Source organism: Streptomyces sp. NPDC046197, assembly GCF_040646295.1.
Taxonomy (GTDB): Bacteria; Actinomycetota; Actinomycetes; order Streptomycetales; family Streptomycetaceae; genus Streptomyces.
Genome location: NZ_JBEYZY010000001.1, coordinates 390693 through 416296, shown reverse-complemented (window position 1 = coordinate 416296; position 25604 = coordinate 390693). Strand labels below are relative to the sequence as shown.

General features: G+C 71.1%; 21 protein-coding genes and 1 pseudogene. 9 read left to right on the top strand and 13 right to left on the bottom strand.

Going from position 1 to position 25604, the window contains the following annotated elements; genetic code table 11:
• Positions 1-21: 21 nt before the first annotated feature.
• Positions 22-846: a class I SAM-dependent methyltransferase gene (locus AB0A61_RS01920; RefSeq protein WP_361284511.1), complete on the top strand. Its 825-nt coding sequence runs from the start codon at positions 22-24 to the stop codon at positions 844-846.
• A gap of 151 nt (positions 847-997) precedes the next feature.
• Positions 998-1837: an SURF1 family protein gene (locus tag AB0A61_RS01915; protein WP_361284508.1), complete on the top strand. Its 840-nt coding sequence runs from the start codon at positions 998-1000 to the stop codon at positions 1835-1837.
• Here the strand turns inward: AB0A61_RS01915 and AB0A61_RS01910 are convergent.
• The 7 genes from AB0A61_RS01910 to AB0A61_RS01880 all read right to left on the bottom strand — a co-directional run bounded on the left by AB0A61_RS01910 (position 1807) and on the right by AB0A61_RS01880 (position 8685).
• On the bottom strand, positions 1807-2985 hold the full coding sequence (locus tag AB0A61_RS01910) for a hypothetical protein (protein ID WP_361284505.1): 1179 nt from the start codon (positions 2983-2985) through the stop codon (positions 1807-1809). The genes AB0A61_RS01915 and AB0A61_RS01910 overlap by 31 nt on opposite strands.
• Positions 2982-3557 (bottom strand): SigE family RNA polymerase sigma factor, encoded by a 576-nt coding sequence (locus AB0A61_RS01905; RefSeq protein ID WP_355897769.1) that lies wholly within the window; start codon positions 3555-3557, stop codon positions 2982-2984. Before AB0A61_RS01905 ends, AB0A61_RS01910 begins: the two co-directional genes overlap by 4 nt.
• A gap of 574 nt (positions 3558-4131) precedes the next feature.
• Positions 4132-5184, bottom strand: a complete 1053-nt coding sequence (locus AB0A61_RS01900; RefSeq protein WP_361284502.1) for an aspartate-semialdehyde dehydrogenase — start codon at positions 5182-5184, stop codon at positions 4132-4134.
• A gap of 52 nt (positions 5185-5236) precedes the next feature.
• Positions 5237-6514: an aspartate kinase gene (locus AB0A61_RS01895; protein WP_361284499.1), complete on the bottom strand. Its 1278-nt coding sequence runs from the start codon at positions 6512-6514 to the stop codon at positions 5237-5239.
• A 450-nt stretch (positions 6515-6964) separates the two neighbouring features.
• Complete coding sequence (locus tag AB0A61_RS01890) at positions 6965-7627, bottom strand: DUF5063 domain-containing protein (RefSeq protein ID WP_361284496.1); 663 nt, start codon at positions 7625-7627, stop codon at positions 6965-6967.
• Entirely contained in the window at positions 7620-8219 is a 600-nt protein-coding gene (gene recR / locus AB0A61_RS01885) for a recombination mediator RecR (RefSeq protein WP_361284493.1), read from the bottom strand. The genes AB0A61_RS01890 and recR overlap by 8 nt, the downstream gene beginning before the upstream one ends.
• A gap of 124 nt (positions 8220-8343) precedes the next feature.
• The gene (locus AB0A61_RS01880) at positions 8344-8685 is read right to left on the bottom strand and encodes a YbaB/EbfC family nucleoid-associated protein (RefSeq protein ID WP_361284490.1); all 342 of its coding nucleotides are present in this window, start codon (positions 8683-8685) and stop codon (positions 8344-8346) included.
• Positions 8686-8994: 309 nt separating this feature from the next.
• Between AB0A61_RS01880 and AB0A61_RS01875 the strand changes: the two genes are divergently transcribed.
• The gene (locus AB0A61_RS01875; RefSeq protein ID WP_361284487.1) at positions 8995-9741 is read left to right on the top strand and encodes an SLATT domain-containing protein; all 747 of its coding nucleotides are present in this window, start codon (positions 8995-8997) and stop codon (positions 9739-9741) included.
• 40 nt (positions 9742-9781) lie between these two features.
• Here AB0A61_RS01875 and AB0A61_RS01870 read toward each other — a convergent pair.
• Positions 9782-9961, bottom strand: a pseudogene (locus AB0A61_RS01870) (phosphate ABC transporter substrate-binding protein); the annotation flags it as partial.
• A gap of 220 nt (positions 9962-10181) precedes the next feature.
• Positions 10182-12605, bottom strand: a complete 2424-nt coding sequence (locus AB0A61_RS01865; protein WP_361284484.1) for a protein kinase — start codon at positions 12603-12605, stop codon at positions 10182-10184.
• A gap of 253 nt (positions 12606-12858) precedes the next feature.
• On the opposite strand from AB0A61_RS01865, the gene AB0A61_RS01860 reads away from it, so the two are divergent.
• The 4 genes from AB0A61_RS01860 (at position 12859) to AB0A61_RS01845 (ending at position 18191) form a co-directional block, all read left to right on the top strand.
• Positions 12859-14214: an aspartate aminotransferase family protein gene (locus AB0A61_RS01860; protein WP_361284481.1), complete on the top strand. Its 1356-nt coding sequence runs from the start codon at positions 12859-12861 to the stop codon at positions 14212-14214.
• 111 nt (positions 14215-14325) lie between these two features.
• Positions 14326-15027 carry a GntR family transcriptional regulator gene (locus AB0A61_RS01855; RefSeq protein ID WP_361284478.1) on the top strand — a complete coding sequence of 234 codons (702 nt, stop codon included), beginning with the start codon at positions 14326-14328 and terminating at the stop codon, positions 15025-15027.
• Positions 15024-17462: a dolichyl-phosphate beta-glucosyltransferase gene (locus tag AB0A61_RS01850; protein WP_361284475.1), complete on the top strand. Its 2439-nt coding sequence runs from the start codon at positions 15024-15026 to the stop codon at positions 17460-17462. Before AB0A61_RS01855 ends, AB0A61_RS01850 begins: the two co-directional genes overlap by 4 nt.
• A 78-nt stretch (positions 17463-17540) precedes the next feature.
• On the top strand, positions 17541-18191 hold the full coding sequence (locus AB0A61_RS01845) for a hypothetical protein (RefSeq protein ID WP_361284472.1): 651 nt from the start codon (positions 17541-17543) through the stop codon (positions 18189-18191).
• A gap of 65 nt (positions 18192-18256) precedes the next feature.
• On the opposite strand, the gene AB0A61_RS01840 is transcribed toward AB0A61_RS01845, so the two are convergent.
• Together AB0A61_RS01840 and AB0A61_RS01835 are read right to left on the bottom strand one after the other, a co-directional pair.
• Positions 18257-20074, bottom strand: coding sequence for a 5'-nucleotidase C-terminal domain-containing protein (locus tag AB0A61_RS01840; protein WP_361284469.1), 1818 nt, complete (start codon positions 20072-20074; stop codon positions 18257-18259).
• Between the two features lie 240 nt (positions 20075-20314).
• Positions 20315-21598: an adenylosuccinate synthase gene (locus tag AB0A61_RS01835; RefSeq protein WP_361284466.1), complete on the bottom strand. Its 1284-nt coding sequence runs from the start codon at positions 21596-21598 to the stop codon at positions 20315-20317.
• A gap of 196 nt (positions 21599-21794) precedes the next feature.
• On the opposite strand from AB0A61_RS01835, the gene AB0A61_RS01830 reads away from it, so the two are divergent.
• Positions 21795-22649, top strand: coding sequence for a diacylglycerol kinase family protein (locus tag AB0A61_RS01830; protein ID WP_361284463.1), 855 nt, complete (start codon positions 21795-21797; stop codon positions 22647-22649).
• A 1-nt stretch (position 22650) separates the two neighbouring features.
• Here AB0A61_RS01830 and AB0A61_RS01825 read toward each other — a convergent pair whose 3' ends face one another.
• The gene (locus AB0A61_RS01825) at positions 22651-23262 is read right to left on the bottom strand and encodes a Uma2 family endonuclease (protein ID WP_361284460.1); all 612 of its coding nucleotides are present in this window, start codon (positions 23260-23262) and stop codon (positions 22651-22653) included.
• A 201-nt stretch (positions 23263-23463) separates the two neighbouring features.
• Between AB0A61_RS01825 and AB0A61_RS01820 the strand changes: the two genes are divergently transcribed.
• Complete coding sequence (locus tag AB0A61_RS01820) at positions 23464-24975, top strand: APC family permease (protein WP_361284457.1); 1512 nt, start codon at positions 23464-23466, stop codon at positions 24973-24975.
• A gap of 103 nt (positions 24976-25078) precedes the next feature.
• Here AB0A61_RS01820 and AB0A61_RS01815 read toward each other — a convergent pair whose 3' ends face one another.
• On the bottom strand, positions 25079-25570 hold the full coding sequence (locus AB0A61_RS01815; RefSeq protein WP_361284454.1) for a MarR family transcriptional regulator: 492 nt from the start codon (positions 25568-25570) through the stop codon (positions 25079-25081).
• Between the last annotated feature and the right edge of the window lie 34 nt (positions 25571-25604).

The following is a 25604-nucleotide window of genomic DNA, read 5'->3' as shown; positions in this document are numbered from 1 at the left end:
ACACAAGATCAGGACCCCGCCATGTACTCCCCCACACCCGCCGACTGGCGCGAGGCCAACCGCACCCTCTGGGACGAGCGCGCACCCCTGCACGCCGTCGGGCACTTCTACGACCTCGACGGTTTCCGCGCCGGCCGGGATCCCCTGCGCGCCTTCGAACTCGCCGAGGTCGGGGACGTCACCGGCAGGACGCTGCTGCATCTGCAGTGCCACATCGGCACGGACACCCTGTCCTGGGCCCGGCACGGCGCCGCCCGGGTCGTCGGGCTCGACTTCTCCGCTCCCGCCGTCGACGTGGCCCGTGGCCTCGCCGCCGACCTCGGTCTCGACGGCGACCGGGCGGCCTTCGTCACCTCCGACGTGTACGACGCGGCCCAGGCGGTGCCCGAGCGGTCGTACGACGTCGTCTACACCGGCGGCGGCGCGCTGTGCTGGCTGCCCGACGTCCGGCGCTGGGCGCGGACCGCCGCGTCGCTCGTGGCTCCCGGCGGATTCCTGTACCTCGCCGAGTTCCACCCGCTCACCGACGTGCTCGACGACGAGACCGGCTCGCGGATCGTGCACGACTACTTCGCGCGCGAGGCCTGGGTGGAGGAGGCGCCGGGCACCTACGGGGCGGAGGGCGCCGACACCGTGCACAACCGCAGCGTCGAGTGGCAGCACCCGCTCGGCGAGGTCGTCTCCGCGATCGCGGAGACCGGACTGCGCATCGAGTTCCTGCACGAGCACGATGTCTCGCTCTTCCGGCGTTTCGCGGACTTCGAGCAGCACGACGGCCTCTTCCGCTTCCCGGCCGGCCGGCCGCGGGTCCCGCTCATGTACTCGATCAAGGCCACCAGGGTCTGACGCCGTCACCTCACCGCGTACGGGCCTCCACGCGCCGGAGCCCGAGGCCATGGGCCCCGGCGCTCCGAGCCTCTCGGCCCCCGGCTCCGAGCCTCTCGGCCCCCCGACCCCGCGGCCGGGGAACGCCCCGGCGCCCCGTACCGTGGAAGGCGTGTACCGGTTTCTGCTGACGCCACGCTGGTGGGGCATCAACGTCTTCGTGCTGCTTGCCATCCCCTTCTGCATCTTCATGGGGTCGTGGCAGCTGGGCCGGTTCGAGGCGCGCGTGCAGGACCACCGCAGCGCGGTCGCGCAGGCCGCGTCGGACCGCACGGAGCCGGCGCGTCCGCTGGAGCGGCTGCTGCCCGTCGACAAGCAGACGTCCGGCAAGCAGGCCACCGCGACCGGGCGGTACGGCAAGCAGCTGCTGGTCCCGGGCCGCGAGCTCGACGGCAAGCAGGGGTACTACGTGCTGACGCTGCTGCGCACCGGCACCGGCAAGGCGCTGCCGGTGGTGCGCGGCTGGCTGCCGGGGAACGCGGATCCGGCGAAGGCCCCGGCTCCGCCCGCCGGCGAGGTCACGGTGACCGGCGCCCTGCAGGCGTCCGAGACGCCGGGGGACAACGGGGTCGGTGCCCGGGGCGGACTGCCGGCCGGGCAGACCGCGGCGATCAGCGCGGCGTCGCTGGTCAACCTCGTGCCCTACGACGTGTACCCCGCGTGGATCACGCTCGACAAGGGCGACTCCGGGATGAAGGCCGTACCGGCGACGGCGCCGGACAACACCGGGCTGGACCTGAAGGCGTTCCAGAACCTCGGCTACACCGGGGAGTGGTTCGTCTTCGCCGGGTTCGTGGTCTTCATGTGGTTCCGGCTGGTACGACGCGAGGTGGAGTACGCCAGGGACGCCGAGCTGGGGCTGGTGCCGGACGAGGCGGCCGGGCCCGCACCGGCGCAGGCCGGCCGGGCTGCGCGGGACGGCTACGAGGCCGACAGCACTCCCGTACGGTAGATCGTCCCCGCGCACGCGTGGGACACCGTCGTCGAGACCGTCGGTGAGCCCGCCTCCGGCGTGTGGGAGACCACCACGCTGCCGTCGGACGTACCGTCCTTCGTCATCAGCTGGGGAGAGGAACCGGTGCCGGTCCCGGTGGTCGTGGTGCCTGACGTCGCGCCCGCGTCCTGGCTGGGCGACGGGTCGGGGGACGGACCGCCGGTGCCGGTGCCGCCGTTGTTGCCGCCGGTGGTGGGGCAGGTCTCCGAGGGCACCCAGGCGAACTTCACCTCGTAGGCGGAGCCCGGCAGAAGGACCAGTCCCGCCACCTCGGTGGAGGGATCGGGCAGGCCGGCCGCCGGGTCTCCCTGGGTGTGGTTCACGACGCTGATCTTGGCGGCGTCGGCCGCGCCCTGTGCCAGCGGGGTCACGGTGCCGGAGCCGCCGACGGTACAGCCGGCGGAGGAGACGTTGGTGACACGGAAGGTGCCGTAGACGACGCCCGCGGAGTCGGGGGCGGCGACCGTCGCGGTGGCGGAGCCGAGCTGGGCGGCCGTGCAGACGGCCGCGCCGGTGCCGGTAGTGGTCGAGGGGCCGGGTGTCCCGCCGGTGGATCCGCTGCCGGTGCCGGTGCCCTTGCCGCCCTTCGGGTCGTCCTTCCTGCCGCCCGTGTCCTTGCCGGTGACCTTGCCGGAGGAACCGCCGGCCGTGGTCTCCCCGCCCTCCGGGTCCTTGCCCTGGCCGGTGCCGCCCTGGGCCTGCGAGGCCTGGCCGGCGATGGCCGGGTTGGCGTCGGACCCGGCGGAAGCGGAGACGTGCACCAGGGCCGGGATGGCGGTGCCGAGGAACAGGGCTGCGGCCGCCATGCCGACGGCGGCCTGCCGCTTGCGGGCCCGGCGCGCCGGGACCGCCCGTCGCAGGCGGTCCAGCGTGCCGTCGCGCGGCTCGATGTCCTGGACCGCCTGGTGCAGCATCCTGCGCAGTGCCAGCTCGTCCGAGTCGAACCCCTCGGGGCCCTTTTCGTCGGGGCTGTGGTTCACGTTTCCGTTCCCAGCGTGCGATTGCCTGTGCTCTTGCTCGTGTGGCCGCGTCGGCTCGTGCCACTCGTAGGGGACGTGGGGCTCGTGACGCTCATCGGCGTCACGTCCCTCGTGGTTCTCGCTCATGCGGGCGCCTCCATGGCGAGCCGGAGCGCCGCGATGCCGCGGGACCCGTACGCCTTGACCGAGCCGAGCGAGATCCCGAGGGTCTCGGCCACCTGGGCCTCGGTCATGTCGGCGAAGTAGCGCAGCACCAGCACCTCGCGCTGGCGGCGCTGCAGGCCCTTCATGGCCTTGATCAGGGAGTCGCGCTCCAGTTGGTCGTAGGCGCCCTCCTCGGCGCTCGCCATGTCCGGCATCGGCTTGGACAGCAGCTTCAGGCCGAGGATGCGGCGGCGCAGGGCCGAGCGGGAGAGATTGACGACCGTCTGCCGCAGGTAGGCGAGCGTCTTCTCCGGGTCGCGGACGCGTTTGCGGGCCGAGTGGACACGGATGAACGCCTCCTGCACCACGTCCTCGCAGGAGGCGGTGTCGTCGAGGAGGAGCGCCGCGAGGCCCAGCAGCGAGCGGTAGTGGGCGCGGTAGGTCTCGGTGAGGTGGTCGACGGTGGTGCCGGCGGCGACGGTCTCCTCGGCGCCGTCACGCTGGTTCGGTATGCGGGCGGGCCGCGCGGCGGGCATGGGCGCGATCACCGGCATGCCGCCGGGCACGCGCGGCCGGGGCGGCCGCAAGGCCGTGCCGCGGGCCGCCGCTGGGTGTACCCCGGGCTGGAAGAGCTTGGGGGAGAAGTCGAGTACCTCTGCCACGCCAGTTGGACACGTCTGCCCCCATAGGGGTTGTACGCGCCGGGTACTTTTGCGCCGGGCGGCGCGGCCGACAACGTTCTCGCGTCAGGCAGCACGACGAACGGTGCCTCATATGCCCTCATGCGTCCCGCACTTCCCCTGTATCTGAATGTTCGGGACGCCCCCACGTCCCGCCGCGCCCCCACGCCCCCGAAGGGCGACCGCAAAGACGCTCCCCGCCCTTTGCGCGGTTGCGCGGGGCGAAAAAGGAAATCTTCGGACGCCGAGGCAGCACGGATCAAGAGGACCCGGACCATTGAACCGACCATATTTCTTACGGAGATCCTACAAACCGATCCGGCCGCGCCCAGGGCTTTCCCGGCGGTAACACCCGCCCACGACGACAGGCGCGAGCAACCTCACACCCCCGCGGTCGGCCGGCTCACCCCCCTCGGTCGGCCGGCTCATCCCCCCGCGGTCGGCCGGCTCACCCCGGCTCCGCCGCCACCAGCTCCGCGATCTGGGCGGTGTTGAGCGCGGCGCCCTTGCGCAGGTTGTCACCGCAGACGAAGAGTTCGAGCGCCGTGGGGTCGTCGAGCGCCCGCCGCAGCCGGCCGACCCAGGTGGGATCGGTGCCCACCACGTCGGCGGGCGTGGGGAACTCACCGGCGGCCGGGTCGTCGCACAGCACCACTCCCGGTGCCGTGGCGAGGATCTCGCGGGCCTTGTCCACGGTGACCTCGCCCTCGAAGCGGGCGTGCACCGTGAGCGAGTGGGAGGTGATCACGGGGACGCGGACGCAGGTCACCGCGACCGGCAGCTGGGGCAGCCCGAGGATCTTGCGGGACTCGTCCCGCACCTTCATCTCCTCCGAGGACCAGCCGTCCTCGCACAGCGATCCGGCCCACGGCACCACGTTCAGCGCCACCGGCTCGGGGAAGGGCCCGGTGTCGTCGCCGACGGCCCGCCGTACGTCACCGGGGCTGGTCCCCAGCTCCGTCCCGGCGACCAGGGACAGCTGCCGGCGCAGCGTCTCGACACCGGCGTGACCGGCCCCGCTCACGGCCTGGTACGAGGAGACGACGAGCTCGCGCAGCCCGAACTCGGCGTGCAGCGCGCCCAGCGCAACGATCATGGACAGCGTCGTGCAGTTGGGGCTGGCGATGATGCCGCGTGGGCGCAGGCGGGCCGCATGCGCATTGACCTCGGGCACGACGAGCGGGACGTCGGGGTCCCTGCGGAAGGCGGCGGAGTTGTCGACCACCACCGCGCCCTTGGCGGCGGCGACCGGCACCCACTGCGCGGCGACCTCGTCGGGCACGTCGAACAGGGCGATGTCGACGCCGTCGAGGGCCTCCTCGGTGAGCGCGACCACCTCGACCTCCTCGCCGCGTACGGCCAGCTTGCGGCCGGCCGAACGCGGCGAGGCGAGCAGGCGGATCTCGCCCCAGACGTCCGCGCGCTGGGACAGGATCCGGAGCAGCACCGTGCCGACGGCTCCGGTCGCTCCCACGACCGCGAGCGTCGGTCGCACGGTCATCGTCGTACGCCTCCGTACGAGGGGGCGGTCGCCGCCCGGTGCGGACGGGCGGTCATCGCCCGGTGCCTCCGTAGACGACGGCCTCGTCGCTGTCGGAGTCGAGCCCGAAGGCGGTGTGCACGGCGCGGACCGCCTCCGGCACGTCGTCCTTGCGGGTGACGACCGAGATGCGGATCTCGGAGGTCGAGATCAGCTCGATGTTCACGCCCGCGTCGGACAGCGCGGTGAAGAAGTCGGCCGTGACGCCCGGGTTCGTCTTCATGCCCGCGCCGACCAGGGAGATCTTGCCGATCTGGTCGTCGTAGCGCAGGGAGTCGAAGCCGATGCCCGCGCGGTTCTTCTCCAGGGCGTCGATGGCCTTGCGGCCCTCGGTCTTCGGCAGGGTGAAGGAGATGTCCGTCAGGCCGGTGGAGGCGGCGGACACGTTCTGCACGACCATGTCGATGTTGATCTCGGCATCGGCGATGGTGCGGAAGATCGCGGCGGCCTCGCCCGGCTTGTCCGGCACGCCGACGACCGTGATCTTGGCCTCGGAGGTGTCGTGCGCGACACCGGAGATGATGGCCTGCTCCACCTTCTTGTCCCCTTGCTCGATCGGCTTGCTGCTGACCCACGTGCCCTGCAGCCCGCTGAAGGAGGAGCGTACGTGGATCGGGATGTTGTACCGGCGGGCGTACTCCACACAGCGGTGGAGCAGCACCTTGGAGCCGGACGCGGCCAGCTCCAGCATGTCCTCGAAGGAGATCCAGTCGATCTTCCGGGCCTTCTTCACCACACGCGGGTCGGCGGTGAACACGCCGTCGACGTCGGTGTAGATCTCGCAGACCTCGGCGTCGAGGGCGGCTGCGAGGGCCACGGCGGTCGTGTCGGAGCCACCGCGACCCAGGGTCGTGATGTCCTTCTTGTCCTGGCTCACGCCCTGGAAGCCGGCCACGATGGCGATGTTGCCCTCGTCCAGCGCGGTCCGGATGCGGCCCGGTGTGACATCGATGATCCGGGCTTTGTTGTGGACCGAGTCGGTGATGACACCTGCCTGGCTGCCGGTGAACGACTGGGCCTTGTGGCCCAGGTTTTTGATCGCCATGGCCAGCAGCGCCATGGAGATCCGCTCCCCGGAAGTCAGCAGCATGTCGAGCTCGCGCCCGGCAGGCATCGGGGAAACCTGCTCGGCGAGATCGATCAGCTCGTCCGTCGTGTCGCCCATCGCGGAAACCACGACAACCACATCGTTGCCGTTCTTCTTCGCTTCCACGATCCGCTTGGCGACGCGCTTGATGCCCTCGGCATCGGCTACGGAGGAGCCTCCGTACTTCTGCACGACAAGGCCCACGTGCGCTCCTCGCTCAGTCCGTCTCTATCGCACATACGCAGATGCAGTGCGGTCGGCTCAGTCTATCGAGCGTCCGAAACTCCCCTCCGCGGTATCGCATGCTGAGATCCCGGACGCCCGCCTCTCAGGACGGCTCATGCCCAGGTGGCAGGACGCCACTCGGAAAGTGGGCGGGGTCACAGCAGGTCACCGGGGCGGCCCCGCGGTTTCACGTCATGGGGGCGCGGGCAAGGGGCGACGGACGCACAAGGTGAGCGGGGGCGCACGGTGGGCGATGTGCTGCTGCTGGTCCTGCTGCTGGCGCTGACCGGCGGTGTCACCGCGATCGGCAAGGGGTTGTGGGCTCAGGCCTCGGGCTGAACCGCGGAGACGAAAACGGTCCAGGCGGGGGCGGGCGGGGCTTCGTGGAGCTGACGGGACTCCCGTGAAGCCGACGGGGCTCGTGTGGAGCTACTGAGCCCCGCGCAGCCCCAGCGGTGCCCCGATCTCCTGCGCCATGACCTTGCCTGCCTCGAATTCCAGGGTCTCGTCGCCCATGCCCGGCTGGTCCGTGTCCAGGCCGTCCAGCTCCTCCAGGGGCTGGTTGAGGCGGACGTGGGCGACCAGGGACTGCAGGGCGCGCAGGGTCGCCGATGCCGTGGAGCCCCAGTTGGCGAAGTACGAGAACTGCCACCACCACAGGGCCTCGGTGGTGCGGCCCGCGCGGTAGTGGACCATGCCGTGGCGCAGGTCGGCCACGACGTCCGCCAGGTCGTCGGAGATGCGGGCGGGGACGGGGGCCCGGCGGGGCTCGTACGGGTCGAACACCTCGGAGTAGACATCGATCGGCTCCAGCAGGCGTCCGAGGTTCTCGCGGAGCTGGTCCACGTCCTGCTCCGGGCCGGGGTCGGGCTCGTAGCGCTCGTCGGGCACGATGTCCTCGTGCGCGCCGAGGCGACCGCCGGCCAGCAGCAGCTGGGACACCTCCAGGAGGAGGAAGGGGATCGCCGAGTCCGGCTCGGCGCCCTTCGCGACCTCCGTGACGGCGACCAGGAAGCTCTCGATCTGGTCCGCGATCTGGACCGCGAAGTCGTCCGGGTTCTGGCCGGTCGCGTGCAGCGTGGCGTCAGACATCTAGGAGTCGTCTCCCCTCGAAGGCGCGGCCGAGGGTGACCTCGTCCGCGTATTCCAGGTCGCCACCCACCGGGAGGCCGCTGGCCAGGCGGGTGACCTTCAGGCCCATGGGCTTGATCATGCGGGCGAGGTACGTCGCCGTCGCCTCGCCCTCGAGATTCGGGTCCGTGGCCAGGATCAGCTCGGTGACCGTGCCGTCCGCCAGCCGGGCCAGGAGTTCCCGTATGCGCAGATCGTCCGGGCCGACGCCCTCGATCGGGCTGATCGCGCCGCCGAGGACGTGGTAGCGGCCGCGGAACTCGCGCGTGCGCTCGATGGCGACGACGTCCTTCGGCTCCTCGACCACGCAGATGACCGACAGGTCGCGGCGGGCGTCGCGGCAGATGGAGCACAGCTCCTCCTGCGCCACGTTGCCGCAGGTCGCGCAGAAGCGGACCTTCGCCTTCACCTCGAGCAGGGCCTGGGCCAGCCGCCGTACGTCCGTCGGTTCCGCCTGCAGGATGTGGAAGGCGATCCGCTGGGCGCTCTTGGGACCGACACCGGGCAGCCGCCCCAGCTCGTCGATGAGGTCCTGGACCACGCCTTCGTACAACGGACTGCCTTCCTGGGTTCGGGTGCGTGCGGGTGGTTTCCCTCACGCACCGCTTGTCAGTACGTACGGTAGTTGGCCGCCGCCCGTCCGAGGAAGGCGGTGCGGGGGACCCGCTCGGAGAGCGTCAGAACGGCAGGCCCGGGATGCCCCCGCCGCCCAGACCCTGGGCCAGCGGGCCGAGCTTCTGCTGCTGGAGGGCCTGTGCGTTCTCGTTGGCCGCCTGGACGGCCGCGACGATCAGGTCGGCGAGCGTCTCGGTGTCCTCCGGATCCACCGCCTTCGGGTCGATCTTCAGCGCGCGCAGCTCACCGGCGCCGGTGACGGTGGCCCGTACCAGACCGCCGCCCGCCTGCCCGTCGACCTCGGTCTGCGCCAGTTCCTCCTGGGCCCGCTGCAGGTCCTGCTGCATCTTCTGGGCCTGCTGGAGCAGCTGCTGCATGTTGGGCTGGCCACCACCGGGAATCACGATCAGCTCCTGCTTTCGTACGGCTGTCAGGGCTCGGAGGCCCTGGGGCCTCCCCGTTGTGGATGAGCCTACGTGTTCCGGGCAGGCAGCGCCCCGCCACTCTTTCGAGTGAGTCATGCATGCGCCCTATACCCGATCAAGGCCCCCTTCCGGGCGGAAAAGCGACGCAACCGGTCTCTTCGCCACCCATTGGGCGGTAGGAAGAGTCCGGCGCATCGGCACCAGGTGTGACAGCGGTGTCGCGTCGGCGCCGTACATCCGTACGAGCGTCTGCCAGCGTCACGCAGCGTGATCAGTAGGGAGTGCCGGGTGGGTCAGCCGGAGATGCAACCCGAGGGTCCGCCTCAGGACGGGCGGGGCGAGGGGGCGGCCGGGATGCGGCCGGGCGACCTGGCCGGGCGGCCGTTTCCGCTCGGTGACTGGGGCGAGCCGGCGGAGCGGCTGGACGAGCTGTACCGGTGGGTGGAGAACGGGGCGCTGCAGACGGCGGCCTGGTACCTCGCCGACCGGGTGTGGAAGCGGCGGGGTGCGCGGGTACTGCGGTGCGGGGCCGCGGCGGGGGCGGTCGTCGGGGCGGCACTGCCGCTGTTCGATCTCACCGGGGTCATGGGCGGGGTGGCGCCCTGGGGATATCTCGCGCTGCTGCTGTCCGTGGCGTGCGTCGGGGTCGACCGGTACTTCGGCGTGACGTCCGGATGGATAAGGGACGTGGCCACCGCGCAGGCCGTGCAGCGGCGGCTCCAGGTCCTGCAGTTCGACTGGGCCTCCGAGAACGTGCGGGAGGTGCTGGGACCGGCGGAGGGAACGGCCGGGGAGGCCGCCGAGCGGTGCCTCGGGGTGCTGCGGCGGTTCTCGGAGGACGTGACCGAGCTGGTGCGGGCGGAGACGGCCGACTGGATGGTCGAGTTCCGGATCGGCTCGGTGCCGATGGGGACGCAGTCGGCGGTCGGCGGGGGCGGTCGGTCGGAGGCGGGGGGCGGCCACGGGAGGTCCCCGCTGCCGCCGGCCACGTCCCGGCCGAACATGCCCAGGCAGCGGCCGCCCGAGCCGAGATGACCCGGGGCAGGCACCGCCGGGGGCACGCGCACCGCCGGCCTCACTTGCAGAGCTTCATTCCCTCCGGCGTCCAGCACGGGACGTGGCCGTGGGTGCGGATGACGTCCTGGCCGTTTCCCCGGGTGAGGTAGGTGAGGAAGCTGGAGGCCAGGGAGTCGGCCGGGGGCTGGCCGTAGGTGTAGGCGTACTCGATCTCGCGGTACGGGTACGCGCTCGTACCACCCGCCGCTCGTACCACAGCATCACCACCGAGGCCGCGATACCGAGGACCGCGGTCCCCACCGCCACGACGTTCTCTGCGCTCAGCCACCGCACTGTGGTGCCCCCGCCACTCCTGAGCCGGATCGTGGGGTCACCGTACGGGTGTCCGCCCGGGCCTTCCGGTCGCGTCGCGTGAAATTCGTGCGACGTTCAACAGGCCAGCGGATGACGGGAGTTCGTCACTGCCTGGTGTAAATCAGCTGCTCCCCGCTGCTGGTGTTCACCCGCCGGAGGCTGCCGTCCGGCAACAGGGTGACCTCCGTGGCGGCGCCCGGGGTGCACGCCGAACTCGGCGCGCCGGAGGTGACCGTGGACGGACCGATCTCCAGTGCACCGCTGCCGCCGGGCTGTTGGGTGAGCTGCGCGGAGAACACACAGTGGTAACTGCCGCCGCCGGCCGGCCCGTCGGCCACCAGGGTGAGGACGCTGTCGCCCACCTGCCCCTGGGTGATGGTGAGTCGACGGGTGTTCGCGCCGAAGGCGTTGTTGATCGTCGACGTCCAGGTGCCGAGGTACGCGGTGGGGACGACTCCGCCGGCGGGCGACGGGGACTCGGACTGCGTGGGCGGCGGGGACTGTTCGGGTGTGGCCGGCCCCGGGGTCGTGGGCGCGTTCGTGGTCCGCGAGGGGCCGGGCCCGCTGCCCTTGTCGTCGCTGCCGCCGCCCCGCATCAGGGCGTACACCGAACCGCCCGCGCCCAGGGCGACGATCAGCGCCACCGCGACCAGCGCCGCCGTGGAGCGGCCGCTTCGGCGCGGGGTTTCGGGCACCGGGAGGGTGGCCGGCCCGTAGGGCGGGGTCGAGCCGGCCGGCGGCGGGCCGTAGGGCGGGGTGGAGCCGAGGCCGCCGTACGCGTGCGGCGGCGGCGAACCGGGCGGCACGGACCAGGCGCCGGGCTGCTGCGGGTGGCCGTGGGCGGCGGGCTGCGGGTGCTGCTGCGGATAGCCGTACGCCGGGTGGGCGGGAGCGGGTCCGGGCGGGGGTGTCTGGCCCGCGACCATGGTGGGGAGGTGGTTCAGCGGGGTGTGCGCGCTGCCGCCCGGCTGCCCGGGCGGCGGTACGGCCGGGGCGGAGGCGTCGGCGGTGGGTGCGTGCTCGGGCGAGGCGTACGGAGCGGCGGGCGTCCCGGCACCCGCGACGGGCGTGCCCGATGCGGCGGGCGTGCCCGATGCGGGGGCAGGGTGCTGCCCACCGGCGACGGGAGCGGCGCCGGGCCCCTCCACGGCGGGAGCGGCCACCGGGGGCTGCCCCGGCGCACCGGGAGCTGCGGGGGCGGACGGAGCGGCCGCGGGCACACCGGAGCCAGCCGCACCCTGGGCGCCGGGAGCACCGGCACCGTGAGCCCCGGGAGCACCCGCACCATGGACCCCATGGGCACCCGCACCCTGGGCCCCGGAGGCACCCGCACCGTACGCACCGGGGACACCGGCACCATGGACCCCGGGAGTACCCGCATCGTGGACCCCATGGGCACCCGCACCCTGGGCGCCGGGAGCACCGGCATCGTGAACCCCATGGGCCCCGGGAGCACCCGCACCATAGGAACCGGCTGCCCCAGGAGTCCCTCCAGCGACTCCGAAACCGGCCCCGGCCCCCCGCGAGGCGCCCGCTGCCGCGTCCGGCGCGTCCCCGGGCCGTCCGGCCGGGCCGCCGGCCTCCGGCGCCGCGCCCTCCCCCGGCTCCTCCGGGTTCTCCGCGTCCAGCAACTGCACGGCGTGACGGCCGAGTTGGGCGACCAGCGCACTCGGCAGCCAGGGGTCGCGCGACCGCCCGCCGGCGACCGTGTCCTCGGCGCCGCTGCGCCGCAGGATGTGGTCCAGGGTCGGGCGCTTCGCCGGGTCCTTCTTCAGACAGGCGCGGACGAGGTCGGCGATCCCCTCGGGCAGCGCCTCCAGGTCGGGCTCCTCCTCGGCGATGCGGAACATCAGCGCGTGCACCCCGCTGTCGGCGCCGCCGAAGGGCAGGGCGCCGGTCGCCGCGTAGGCCAGCACGGAGCCCAGGCAGAAGACGTCGCACGCCGGGGTGACCCGGTCGCCCCGCACCTGCTCGGGCGCCATGAACCCGGGCGACCCGACGAGCGCACCGGTGCGGGTGAGGCCGCCGTCCGTGACGGTCTCCAGCGCCCGCGCGATACCGAAGTCGATGACGCGCGGCCCGTCGATCGTCACCAGGACGTTGGAGGGCTTCAGGTCGCGGTGGATGAGTCCGGCGGCGTGGATGTCCTTCAGCGCGCCGGCCAGCCCGGCCGCGAGGATCCGCACCGAGCGCTCCGGCAGCGCGCCGTGGTCGTGTCCGACGACCTGCTGCAGGGTGGGCCCGGCGACATACCCGGTGGCGACCCACGGCACGGCGGCCTCGGTGTCCGCGTCCAGCACGGGCGCCGTCCAGTGGCCACCGACCCGCCGCGCGGCCTGCACCTCCTGCCGGAACCGCGCCCGGAACTCCTCCTGCTCGGCGAGCTCCCGCCGCACCAGCTTCACGGCGACCGTGCGGCCCCGGCCCGAGCGGGCCAGATACACCTGCCCCATGCCGCCGGCCCCGAGCCGCGCCAGCAGCCGGTAGGCCCCGATACGCTGCGGATCCCCAGGCCCCAGCTTCTCCATGGCCGCGCCGCCTCCCCCCGATATCCCCCGATACGCCCCTGTGCAACAGACCGAGGATAGTGCGGGGGATCCGGGAGACGTGCGGGCCTGTGTCTACGGTTCCGTAACGGCCGAAGCCACTCCCACCGCGCCGAGCGCCTCCCCTGGGCCCGGCCGGGGCACCCGGTCTGTCGACAACCTGTCGTGGAAACCCCCGTACCGCAGACAGGACGCCGATGTCGCGTCCGCATCCCGGACATTTACGCTCCGGGACATGACCCCTCAGCCGAATCCCGAAGCCGGCGCCGCCGTCAGGGCCGCCGACCGTGCGCACGTGTTCCACTCCTGGTCCGCGCAGGAGCTCATTGACCCGCTCGCCGTGGCCGGCGCCGAAGGGTCGTACTTCTGGGGCTACGACGGCAGGCGCTACCTGGACTTCACCAGCGGACTCGTCTTCACCAACATCGGCTACCAGCACCCCAAGGTCGTCGCCGCGATCCAGGAACAGGCCGCGACCCTGTCCACCTTCGCGCCCGCGTTCGCCGTCGAGGCGCGGTCGGAGGCGGCGCGGCTGATCGCCGAGCGCACGCCGGGCGACCTGGACAAGATCTTCTTCACCAACGGCGGGGCGGACGCCGTCGAGCACGCGGTGCGGATGGCCCGGCTGCACACCGGTCGCCCGAAGGTGCTGTCGGCGTACCGGTCGTACCACGGCGGGACCCAGCAGGCCGTCAACATCACCGGTGACCCGCGGCGCTGGCCGTCGGACAACGGGTCGGCCGGGGTCGTGCACTTCTGGGCCCCCTTCCTCTACCGGTCCCGCTTCTACGCCGAGACCGAGGAGCAGGAGTGCGCGCGGGCTCTGGAGCACCTGGAGACGACGATCGCCTTCGAAGGGCCCTCGACGATCGCCGCGATCATCCTGGAGACGATCCCCGGCACGGCGGGGATCATGGTGCCGCCGGCCGGCTATCTGGCCGGGGTGCGGGAGATCTGCGACAAGTACGGGATCGTCTTCGTCCTGGACGAGGTCATGGCCGGGTTCGGGCGGACCGGTGAGTGGTTCGCGGCGGATCTCTTCGGTGTCGTGCCGGACCTGATGACCTTCGCCAAGGGCGTGAACTCCGGGTACGTGCCCCTGGGCGGTGTGGCCATCTCCGGGAAGATCGCCGAGACCTTCGGCAAGCGGGCCTACCCCGGCGGGCTGACGTACTCCGGGCACCCGCTGGCGTGCGCGGCCGCCGTCGCGACGATCAACGTGATGGCCGAGGAGGGCATCGTCGAGAACGCCAGGCGGCTCGGCGCCGAGGTCGTGGAGCCGGGGCTGCGGGAACTGGCCGAGCGGCACCCCTCGGTCGGGGACGTGCGCGGTGTCGGCATGTTCTGGGCGGTCGAGCTGGTGAGGAACCGGGAGACCCGCGAGCCGCTGGTCCCGTACAACGCGGCGGGCGAAGCCAATGCCGCCATGGCGGCCTTCGGCGCCGCCGCCAAGGCCAACGGCCTGTGGCCCTTCATCAACATGAACCGCACACACGTCGTCCCGCCCTGCAACGCGACCGAGGCCGAGCTGAAGGAAGGGCTGGTCACCCTGGACAAGGCGCTGTCCGTGGCGGACGAGTACACCGAGTAGCGAGCGGCCGGATCGGCCGGTCACCTCGGGAACCCGAACGCGTAAGGTGGCGTGCTCGTAGACATATACGTACGAGCACGCCCCCCGCACGCGCAAGGAGACGCCCCGACCATGCCCGGCATCAGCGGCACCGGCGCCGTGACGCGCAGCACCCTGCGCCAGCAGATCGCGGACGCGCTGCGGGACGAGGTGCTGGCCGGGCGACTCCAGCCCGGGCAGGAGTTCACGGTCAAGGAGATCGCCGAGCAGTACGGGGTGTCCGCGACCCCCGTCCGGGAGGCGCTCGTCGATCTGTCCGCGCAGGGCCTGCTGGAGGCCGACCAGCACCGCGGCTTCCGCGTGCACGAGTACTCCCTGGACGACTTCCGCGAGATGGTCGAGGCCCGCAGCCTGGTCACCGACGGCATGTTCCAGGCCGTCGCCGAGGGCCGCGGAGCCTTCCACGACCCTGCGGAACCGCGCACCGCGGCCACCCTCGCCGGGGTCCGCCGGCGCGGCGAGGAGGCGCAGCGCGCGGCCGCGGCCGGCGACCTGACCGTCCTGATCGGCTACGACCTGCGCTTCTGGCGGGAGCTGAGCGCTCTGTTCGGCAACCCCTACCTCTCCGACTTCCTGCACCGGCTGCGGGTGCAGTCCTGGGCGTGCGCGGTGCAGCACCTGCGCCGCCTGGGCGACCTGCGCGGTGTGCTGTGGACCGGCCACACCGAGATCGTCGACGCCCTGACGAAGAACGACACGGCTGCCGCCCGGGCGACCGTGGCCGCCTACAACGCGCGCTCCCTCGCCGTCATCGAGCGGCTGGCCGCCGGATGAGCGCAACCGTCATCCGGTTCGTGGACCTGTCCGTCGTCATACCGGCCTACAACGAGGAACAGCGGCTCGGCCCCACGCTCGACGCCGTCACCGAGTACCTGACCGACAACGAGAGCCGCTTCGGCGAGTGGGAGATCGTCGTCGCCGACGACGGCTCCACCGACGGCACCCCGGACCTCGTCACGGCCCGCCGGGACCCCCGCGTCCAGCTCGTCACCGCCCCCCGCAACCGCGGCAAGGGCCATGCCCTGCGCCTGGGCGTCGCCGCCACGCGCGGGCAGCGGGTGCTGGTCACCGACGCCGACCTCGCCGCCCCGATCGAGGAGCTGGAGCGGCTGGACAAGGCGCTCAGCGAGGGCAACGCGGGCGCGATCGGCTCCCGCTCCGTGCCCGGCGCCACGATAGAGAGCCGCCAGCACCGGGTGCGCGAGCTGCTCGGCCGCGCCGGGAACCTGCTGATACGGCGGCTCGCGGTGCCCGGCATACGCGACACCCAGTGCGGCTTCAAACTCTTCGAGGGCGACCGGGCCCGTGCGGCGTTCGCCGCCTCCCGGCTCAACGGCTGGGGCATCGACGTGGAGGTGCTTCAGTACTTCCACCGCTCCGGCTGGCCGGTCGCCGAGGTCCCGGTGCGCTGGTCCCACCAGGCCGGCTCGAAGGTCGGCCCGCTCGACTACGGCCGGGTGCTCGCCGAACTCGGCCGCCTCAAGGCACGCTCCGTCCGGCCGGCCGACCTCCTCGCCACGGTCCTCTTCCTGCTGATGGCGGTGGCGCTGTACTCGGGCCGCTTCTTCGACCCCGGACACCGCTACCTGCCGGACTCCCTCCAGGACCAGAACCAGTGGGAGTGGTTCTTCGCCGTCACCGCCGACAGCGCAGCCCACCTGCACAACCTCTTCTTCACCGACCTCCAGGGCTTTCCCGACGGCGTCAACCTCATGGCCAACACGGTCATGCTGGGGCTGTCCGTCCCCTTCGCCCCGATCACGCTGGCGTTCGGCCCGGCCCTCTCGCTGAGCCTGTGCATGACCCTGGGCCTGGCCGGCACCGCGGCGGCCTGGTACTGGCTGATCGTGAAACGGGTCGTGAGGCGGCGCGCGGCGGCCTTCGTCGGCGCCTCGCTCGCCGCCTTCGCCCCACCGATGGTCAGCCACGCCAACGCGCACCCGAACTTCGTGATCCTGTTCATGATCCCGCTGATCATCGACCGCGCCCTGCGGTTGTGCACGGGTGTCCGGGTGGCGCGGGACGGGGCCGTGCTGGGGCTGATGGCGGCGTACCAGATCTTCCTCGGCGAGGAGCCGTTACTGCTCGCCTCGATCGGCATGACGCTGTTCTGCGCCGCGTACGGGCTCGTGCGGCGGGACGTGGCGAAGGCCGCCTGGCGGCCGCTGACCAAGGGGCTGCTCGTCGGCGGGGCGGTCTGCCTGCCGATCGTCGCCTACCCCCTCTACTGGCAGTTCACGGGCCCGCAGAGCTACCAGAGCGTCCTGCACGGCGACAACGCGGGCAACAGCCCGCTGGCCCTGATCGCCTTCGCCGGGCGCTCCCTGTTCTCGGGGTTCTCGGGCAGCGCGCAGAAGGCGAGTTCGCTCTCCCTCAACCCGACGGAGCAGAACGCCTTCTACGGCTGGCCGCTGGTCGCGCTCGCCTTCGCGATCGTCGTACGGCTGTGGGAGAAGGCACTGGTCAAGGCACTGGCGGTGACCGCGGTCGGCGCGGCCCTGCTCTCCCTCGGCCCGAAGTTCCGCATCCCGCTGACCGACACCGTCTACCCCGGGCCATGGGCCCTGCTCGCCCACAAGCCGCTGTTCGAGTCGGTCATCGAGGGCCGGCTGGCGATGATCTGCGCCCCCGCGCTCGGCATGCTGCTCGCCCTCGCCCTCGACGGACTGGCGGCCACCCGCAGGATCGGCACGCTCTACGGCGGCCTGCTGGCCGTGTCCCTCGCCCTGCTCCCGGTGATCCCGGCGCCGCTGAGGGCGGTGGACCGGGCGCCGGTGCCGGAGTTCATCGCGGACGGCATGTGGAAGTCGTACGTGCGCGACGGCGAGTCCCTGGTGCCGGTGCCGCTGCCCGACCCCGGCGCGGCGGAGGCCCTGCACTGGCAGACGGTGGCCCACCTGGGCTTCAAGCTGCCCGGCGGATACTTCAACGGCCCCTGGGGCCCGGACCGCATCGGCATCTACGGCGCCGCCCCGCGCTACACCTCCGACATGCTCAGGGACGTGCGCTACACCGGTGTCGTCCCCACCATCGGCAAGAACTGGCGGGCGCAGGCCCGCCAGGACTTCGCGTACTGGCACGCGGGTGTGCTGGTGCTGGCACCCCAGCCGAACGACGACCGGCTGCGCGAGGCCGTCTCCGAGCTGGTGGGCCGTCCCGGGAAGTGGACCGGCGGGGTATGGGTATGGGACCTGCACGAGGGAGGCTGACCAGGACCGCACCGACTACGCTGCTACTCCCCCACGACCGACGACACTGTCTGCTCTGCCCTATGCGAGGAGCCTTCTTTGGCCTGTGACCTGTGGCTGGTACCGCTTGTCGACGTGTTGTGCCACACCCCCGACAACCCGTTCGCCGAGGAACTCTCGCAGTACAACAAGGTGCTCGCCGAGAACGGGCTCCCAGCGGTGCCGGTGTACCAGTACATGCCGGGGCTGTCCGGCGAGGTCGCCCCGGTGGCCGGCTTCGACTACGACGCGCTGCACTTCCTGCGCCGCGCCTACCTCCTGCAGGTGTGCGGGCTGCCGCTGACCCCGGTGGACGAACTGGGCGGGGACTACGAGCAGTTGCTGGAGATGTTCGAGAGCACGGCCCAGCAGTCGCACCTGGTCTGGCACTACGACCACGCGGGCGCGTACGTCCCGCTGGACTTCGGGCAGCCGCTGTCCAACGACGAACTGCTCGCCGGTGGCGGTCCGCTGGGCTCCTCCCAGGCCCTGTTGCGGGAACTGGAGTACGTCGCCCCGGCCATCGGCATCGACCCGGCCAACCCGCCGGCGGCGCCCGAGCCCCCGGTCGCCCCCACGGAACTGGAGCAGCCGGCCGCGCCGGCGCCGTACGACCCGAGCCCCTTCGCCCGCGAACGGCACGTCTGGCTGGGCCTGCACGCGGCGGCGACCCGCAGCCTGGCCCAGGGATCGATGATCGTCTTCAGCTGATCGGCGCCGGACGCCCCATGAGGTGATCCCCGCGGCGCCGGGGACCGGCGCCGCGGGCCCGAGCGTCAGAACACCGGCGTGCCGTTCTGCGTCAGCTTCCAGTTGGTGACCGCGAAGTCGGCCGGGTTCAGGGTGCCCTTGGACGTCACGTAGTCGATCATCAGCTGGCGGATCTCGTTGGTGGAGCTGTAGGCGATGCCGGCGGAGGCGATGTGCGGATACCCGCTGCCGCCGTTGGCGCGGTAGTTGTTGACGGCGACCACGAAGACCTGGTCGTCGGCGACGGGCGCGCCCTTGTAGGTCAGGTTCTTGATCCTCGACCCCTCGGGCTGGGCGATGTCGATGTCGTAGTCGACCCCGGCCGCGGTGTCGTACATGTAGTCCCAGAAGTTGTTGGCGTTGGTGAGGGTCGCGGTGTCGACCTTCGTACCGGCCGGGACCTGGTGGTAGTACCTCGCCGCGTACTCCAGGTAGTCCTTGAGCTGGGCACCCGTCAGTTTCTTGCCGTACAGGGTGTTGTCGTAGATGTAGAGCCCGGCGATGTCCTTGATGGTCACGCTTCCGGCCGGGATGTCGGCGGTGCGGCTGAAGGGCGCGGCCACCGAGATGAGCGGGAGGGCGGCGTCGGCGGACGACAGCCCGGTGGCGACGGTCGCCATCTGGACCTGGTGGATGAAGTCCATGATGGGGACGTCCTTCCAGCAGGACTCGGCCGCCGAGAGGTCCTGCGTGCAGGTGCCCACGGCCGTGTTGACGTACTTCACGACGAGTTCGTGGTCGGCCTTGAGGAGCCGGGTGATCTCCGGGTCCTCCTCGACGTCCTTCGGGTTCAGCGTCTGGGCCTTCTTGCCGGTCACCTTCCACTGCCCGCAGTGGAGTTCGAGCTCGAAGTCGAACACGGTCAGGCGGTAGCCCCAGCAGTACGGCTCGGACAGCAGCACGTCCTTGCCGGTCTCCTTGTTCTTGACCGTGTACGACGGCACCTCGACGTGGGTGTGGCCGACGAGGATGGCGTCGATGCCGGGGACCTGCTCGGCGACGAGGTTGGAGGCGTTCTCGACGTAGGGCAGCGAGTCGCCGTACGAGGAGGACCCGTCCATTCCGGAGTGGTCGGTGAGGAAGACGACGTCGCAGCCGAGGGCACGCAGCCGGGGCACGTACTTCTTCGCCTGCTCGACCAGGCCCGGGAACACCATCTTCCCGGAGACGTTGTCCTTGTCCCACAGCGCGATGCCGGGGTTGGTGAGACCCAGGATGCCGACCTTGATGTCGGGCGCGCCCGGCACGCAGATCCGCTTCACGGTGTACGGCCGGAAGGCGGGCCGGAGGGTCTTGGCGTCCAGGGCGTTGGCGCCGAGCAGCGGGAAGCGGCACTGGCTCTCGAACTTGCGCAGCACGTCGATGCCGTAGTTGAACTCGTGGTTGCCGAGCGCGGCGGCGTCGTAGCGCATGGCGTTCATGGCCACCGCCATGGGGTGCTTGGGGCCCCTCCTGCCGTCCTTGCCGGTGATCGGGTCGACGCGGGCGTAGTAGTAGGCCAGCGAGGTGCCCTGGATGATGTCGCCCGCGTCGACGAGGAGGACCCGGTCCTCGCCCTTGGCCTCCCGCTGCTGCCTGATGAGGGTGGCGACCCGCGCGACACCGACGGAGTTGCCCGCCTTGTCGCTGTAGGCGGCGTCCTTGTAGTAATCCCAGTCGAAGACGTGGCTGTGCAGGTCGGTCGTGCCCAGGATGGAGAACGACCAGGTACGGCGCGTGTGTTCGGGCTTCTGGTCGGCCGCCTGGGCGGGAGCGGCGGCGACACTCCCCGCCGCGGCCACGGCCGCACCGGTGACGGCCGACTTCTGCATGAACTCCCGGCGTTTCATGGGGCTGACAGGCATTCGGGTCTCCTGGGACACACGCGAGTTGACGGATGACTGAGCCGTGCGGGGACTACACGCGTAGAGCGTGACGCCCCGACAGCCAACCGGAAACCACGAGCAAGCCATGTCCAGGTCAAGGAAGGGCATGCCCACGCCAACGCCCCCGGGAGGCACGAGCCTCGCCGGGGGCGTCGAGTACGACGTCCGCAAGGGACCGCGGTCCTGATCACAGTCCGGATCGCGGTCCTGATCACAGTCCTAGAGGAACGAGTTGATCTCGATCGTCTCGTCGCGGCCCGGGCCCACGCCGATCGCGGAGATCGGGGCGCCGGACATCTCCTCCAGCGCCTTGACGTAGTTCTGGGCGTTCTTCGGCAGGTCGGAGAAGGACTTCGCCTTGGTGATGTCCTCGGACCAGCCGGGCAGGGTCTCGTAGACCGGCTTCGCGTGGTGGAAGTCGGTCTGGGAGTACGGGAGCTCCTCGACACGCCTGCCGTCGATCTCGTACGCGACACAGACCGGGATCTGCTCCCAGCCCGTCAGCACGTCGAGCTTGGTGAGGAAGAAGTCCGTCAGGCCGTTGACCCGGGTGGCGTACCGGGCGATCACCGCGTCGAACCAGCCGCAGCGGCGGTCGCGGCCGGTCGTCACGCCCCGCTCGCCGCCGATCCGGCGCAGCGCCTCGCCGTCCTCGTCGAACAGCTCGGTCGGGAACGGACCCGAGCCGACGCGGGTGGTGTAGGCCTTGAGGATGCCGATGACCCGGCTGATCTTCGTGGGGCCGACGCCGGCACCGGTGCAGGCACCGCCCGCGGTCGGGTTCGAGGAGGTCACGAAGGGGTACGTGCCGTGGTCGATGTCGAGCAGCGTGCCCTGACCGCCCTCGAACAGCACGACCTTGTCCTCGTCCAGCGCCTGGTTGAGGATCAGGACCGTGTCGGCGACGTACGGCTCGATCTGCTCCGCGTAGCCGAGCAGTTCCTCGACCACCTGGTTCACCGCGATCGCGCGCCGGTTGTACAGCTTGGTCAGGATCTGGTTCTTGGCGTCGAGCGCCGCCTCCACCTTCTGGGTGAGGATCGACTCGTCGTAGAGGTCCTGGACCCGGATGCCGACGCGGTTGATCTTGTCCGCGTAGGTCGGACCGATGCCGCGGCCGGTGGTACCGATCTTGCGCTTTCCGAGGAAGCGCTCCGTCACCTTGTCGATGGTCACGTTGTACGGCGTGATGACATGCGCGTTGCCGCTGATCAGCAGCTTGGACGTGTCCACGCCTCGCTCGTTCAGACCGCTCAGCTCGGAGAGCAGGACCGACGGGTCGACGACGACACCGTTGCCGATGACCGGCGTACAACCGGGCGACAGGATTCCGGAAGGGAGGAGGTGCAGTGCATACTTCTGGTCGCCGACGACGACCGTGTGGCCGGCGTTGTTGCCACCCTGGTAACGCACCACATAGTCCACCGAGCCACCGAGCAGGTCGGTGGCCTTTCCCTTGCCTTCGTCACCCCACTGAGCACCGAGCAGCACAAGTGCGGGCACGCGCGTACACCCCTTCCGGGCGGGGCATGTCCAAGGTCAGGGGCGTACACGGAGGGTTCACCGCCGTGTGCACCGCGACCGTCGTTGGCCGCACAACCGTCGGACCGGATGCCCCGGAATAGACGAGGCCCCTGGCGCAATAGCGCAAGGGGCTCTTGCACAAAGATGCTACCCGAGGAAGCGAGGCAGGACCGAGGTGGCGACTTCCGCGAGGTCCGATCAGCTGCTGGTGGTCATCGACCCGGTTGCCCGGCGGACCGACGGGGAGTCCGTGCGGATCGCGAAAGACGTGCTCAGCGCGGGTGCCACCACGAAGGTGTGCCTGCCGGAGGGGCCCGAGGAGTTCGCCCGCGCGCTGGCTCGGCGCGGCTCGCGGCGGCCCGTGGTGGTCGGCGACGACCGGGCGCTGATGCGGGCGGTGTCCCTGCTGCACCGGCAGCGCGAGCTGGCCGACTGCGCGCTGTCGGTGGTGCCGGTCGGGGCCATGGCCCTCGCCCGTTCGCTGGGCGTGCCGACGGGTGCGGTGGCGGCGGCACGGGCGGTGCTGGACGGTGCCGAACGGCGCCTCGACCTGCTCGTCGACGACAGCGACGGGGTGGTGCTGGGGGCACTGCGCATTCCGCCGGTCTCCGGCCGTGAGGCCCCTCGGGGCGCTACGGCGGTCTCCACGGGCGCCGGTCACCCGTGGCTGCGGACCTGCCAGTCCCTCGTGCGGACGCTGGTGGCCCGTCCGCCCCGGACGACGACCGTCACCGGCCACGGACCCTCGCGACTACGGGTGGAGGTCGACGGGGAGACGGTCGTGGACCTGGACCAGCCGGTGGATGCGGTGTCGGTCATGCCCGGGGGCTCGGGTGTCGCCGAGGTACGGGTCCGTCCACTGTCGGTGGGCGCGGAGGCCTCGCCGGTACTGGCCGAGGGCCGCACGGTGACCGTCTCGGGAGCGGACTTCCGCTACCGCGCGGACGCGGTGGTGTCGGGACCGGTACGGAGACGCACGTGGGTGGTGCGGGAGGGGGCGTGGGGGCTCACTCTGCCGGGGACGGGGTGAGTCAGGCCTGGTCGTCGCCCTGCGGTGCCTGAAAGCCGTCTGTGTCGAGCGTGCAGCCGAGGGGCTCGGGGATGGGGAGCTTCTCGCCGAACGGCTTGGAGAAACGAACTTCGTACCCCTTGGGTGACGGGGATCCGTAGACGATGGCCTGCTGTTCCTGCATGTCGAGGATCAGGTAGACGGGAATGCCGGCCTTGCCGTACGTCTCGACCTTCTCCGTCAGGTCCCCGTCCCTGGTGGCGGTCGAGGTCACCTCGGCGACGAAGGAGAGGCCTTCCCCGTCCAGGTGGTTGCTCTGTGTTTCATACGTCTGCTCGTGCGCGGCGTGGATGTCCGGCCCGTACGCGCGTTCAACCCCCGGGAAGACGAACAGCTGAGGGGTTCGCTCGATGATGTGGCCTTCGGGAAGGTACGACTCCAGTTGGTTGCAGACCAACCTCATGACGCGGGTGTAGTACCCCTTCGACCACGGCGACACGACGACGCTCCCCCTGATGATCTCGGCCTTGTAGCCGTCTGGCACGCTCAGCTCGTCGAGGAGGTCGAGAAGCTCCTCGAAAGTGCTGCGGGGTTCGGCCTCGTTTATCACCGGTCGCTCTGCCATCAACGTCATGATGCGCCCTCCCTCTGATGCAGACCAACCCACACCGAGCGTAGCGGATCAAGTACGCATTCGTACTCAGATCCTTCCACGCGAGCGCCCCAATGGTCTGGTGACAAATATTTAACGACCCCGACCCCTTGAGGCACCCCCGCGCCGTCCACCATCCTGCTCCATCAGAACCCACACGGCGGACACGGAAGGGGCCACCCGATGGCAGTGGACGAGGGCGTCGCCCCGGCGGCGAAGGCGGATGAGGAAGGAACGCTTCACCGGCTGAAACCCAACGCTGTTGGGCTACTGGGCGTGGTCTTCATGGCGATCGCGACCGCTGCCCCGATCACCGCGATGACCGGCAACGTGCCCTTCATGGTGTCGTCCGGCAACGGCGTCGGCGCCCCGGCGAGCTACCTCGTCGCAATGGTCGTCCTGGCAATCTTTTCGGTCGGCTTCACCTCGATGGCGAAGCACATCACCTCCACCGGCGCCTTCTACGGCTTCATCTCCTACGGTCTCGGCCGCACCGTCGGCCTCGCCGCCGGGCTGCTCGCCACCTTCGCGTACGTCGTCTTCGAGCCGGCCCTGATCGGCATCTTCTCGACCTTCGCCACCACCACGCTCGGGGACCAGACCGGAGTACACGTGCCGTGGTGGGTCTTCGCGCTGGTGATGCTGGCGATCAACGCGACGGGAACCTGGTTCGGGGTGTCCGTCGCCGAGAAGCTGCTCGTGGCGCTGCTCGCCACGGAGGTGACGGTGCTGGCGGCCATGGCGGTGTCCGTGGCCCTGCACGGTGGCGGCCCGCACGGTTTCACCCTCGCCCCGGTCAACCCCGTCAACGCCTTCAGGGGCACGTCGGCCGGGCTCGGCCTCTTCTTCGCCTTCTGGTCCTGGGTGGGCTTCGAGTCCACCGCGATGTACGGCGAGGAGTCCCGCGACCCGAAGAGGATCATCCCCAGGGCCACGATGATCAGCGTCCTCGGCGTAGGTGTCTTCTACGTCTTCGTCTCCTGGATGGCCATCACCGGCAACGGCGAGGCGGAGGCCGTGAAGGCGGCGTCGTCGGCGAACCCGCTCGCCCTCTTCTTCGACCCCACCGAGCACTACGTCGGCCACTGGGCGGTGGTCGTGATGCAGTGGCTGATGATCACCGGCTCACTCGCCTGCGGCATGGCCTTCCACAACTGCGCCGCCCGCTATATGTACGCCCTCGGCCGCGAAGGCGTACTGCCCGCCCTGAAGAACACCGTCGGCCGCACCCACGCCCGGCACCGCTCCCCGCACATCGCGGGCCTGGTGCAGACGGTGGTGAGCGGGGTGCTGATCGCCGCGTTCTGGATCGCGGGCAAGGACCCGTACACCGGGACCTACGTCCTGCTCGCCATCCTCGGCACGATGGCGATCCTGCTGGTGCAGGCGGTGTGTTCCTTCGCGGTGCTCGTGTACTTCCGCTCGCACCACCCCGAGAGCCGTCACTGGTTCCGGACCACCGCCGCACCGCTCGCCGGAGGCGTGGCGATGCTGGCCGTGGTCGTGCTGCTGGCGTCCAACATGGGCGTCGCGGCCGGTCCCGAGTCCGGCTCCCTGGTGCTGAAGGCGACACCGTGGCTGGTCGCGCTGGTCGCCGCGGTGGGCGTCGGCTATGCGCAGTACCTCAAGCGGACGTCACCCGAGCGGTACGCGCTCCTCGGGCGGACGGTGCTGGAGGAGACGAAGGAGCGGTAGCCCCCTGCGGGGGGTTCCGGAGGGCTCAGCCCCCGGCGAGGGCGCAGCACCTCGCCCGAGGGCGCAGCACCTCGTCCGAGGGCTCAGCACCTCGTCCCAGGGCTCAGCCCTCGCCGAAGAGCTCCGCGCGGTGCACGCGCCAGCGCTCCATCATGGCCGCGATCTCGCCGTCGACGAACTCGAAGAAGGCGAGCGTCTCGGCCATGCGGCGTCCCGCCGGCGTGTCGGCGCCGAGACTGGTGACCCCCTCCCGCAGGGCCCCTTCCCACCTCTTGATCACCGCTTCGCGGTTGGTGAGCGCCTCGTACCACTGGTTGCTGTGCACCCGGTAACGCTCCCGCCGCGAACCGGGTTCGCGCTCCCGCGCGACCATGTGCTGCTGGGCGAGATAGCGCACGGCGCCGGACACCGCGGCCGGGCTGACCCGGAGCTGCTCACCCAGCTCCGCCGAGGTCAGTGAACCCGAGTCGGAGGAGAGCAGCGCGGCGAAGATCCGAGCCGGCATCCGCTGCATACCGGCCTCGACGAGCTGCGCCGCGAAGCTCTCCACGAACGTCGAGACCGCCTCCGGGTCCCGTGCCGCCTCATTCGTCATCTCACCACCCTATCCGTGATTCACAGCCTTCCTT

Excerpts from the sequence above, each read along its gene's own strand:
- AB0A61_RS01820 (WP_361284457.1), top strand. The coding sequence starts at position 23,464 with ATGGCAGTGGACGAGGGCGTCGCCCCGGCGGCGAAGGCGGATGAGGAA.
- AB0A61_RS01905 (WP_355897769.1), bottom strand. The coding sequence starts at position 3,557 with ATGCCGGTGATCGCGCCCATGCCCGCCGCGCGGCCCGCCCGCATACCG.
- AB0A61_RS01855 (WP_361284478.1), top strand. The coding sequence starts at position 14,326 with ATGCCCGGCATCAGCGGCACCGGCGCCGTGACGCGCAGCACCCTGCGC.
- AB0A61_RS01920 (WP_361284511.1), top strand. The coding sequence starts at position 22 with ATGTACTCCCCCACACCCGCCGACTGGCGCGAGGCCAACCGCACCCTC.
- AB0A61_RS01850 (WP_361284475.1), top strand. The coding sequence starts at position 15,024 with ATGAGCGCAACCGTCATCCGGTTCGTGGACCTGTCCGTCGTCATACCG.
- AB0A61_RS01865 (WP_361284484.1), bottom strand. The coding sequence starts at position 12,605 with ATGGAGAAGCTGGGGCCTGGGGATCCGCAGCGTATCGGGGCCTACCGG.
- AB0A61_RS01900 (WP_361284502.1), bottom strand. The coding sequence starts at position 5,184 with ATGACCGTGCGACCGACGCTCGCGGTCGTGGGAGCGACCGGAGCCGTC.
- AB0A61_RS01825 (WP_361284460.1), bottom strand. The coding sequence starts at position 23,262 with ATGACGTTGATGGCAGAGCGACCGGTGATAAACGAGGCCGAACCCCGC.
- AB0A61_RS01890 (WP_361284496.1), bottom strand. The coding sequence starts at position 7,627 with ATGTCTGACGCCACGCTGCACGCGACCGGCCAGAACCCGGACGACTTC.
- AB0A61_RS01910 (WP_361284505.1), bottom strand. The coding sequence starts at position 2,985 with ATGAGCGAGAACCACGAGGGACGTGACGCCGATGAGCGTCACGAGCCC.
- AB0A61_RS01815 (WP_361284454.1), bottom strand. The coding sequence starts at position 25,570 with ATGACGAATGAGGCGGCACGGGACCCGGAGGCGGTCTCGACGTTCGTG.
- AB0A61_RS01840 (WP_361284469.1), bottom strand. The coding sequence starts at position 20,074 with ATGCCTGTCAGCCCCATGAAACGCCGGGAGTTCATGCAGAAGTCGGCC.
- AB0A61_RS01860 (WP_361284481.1), top strand. The coding sequence starts at position 12,859 with ATGACCCCTCAGCCGAATCCCGAAGCCGGCGCCGCCGTCAGGGCCGCC.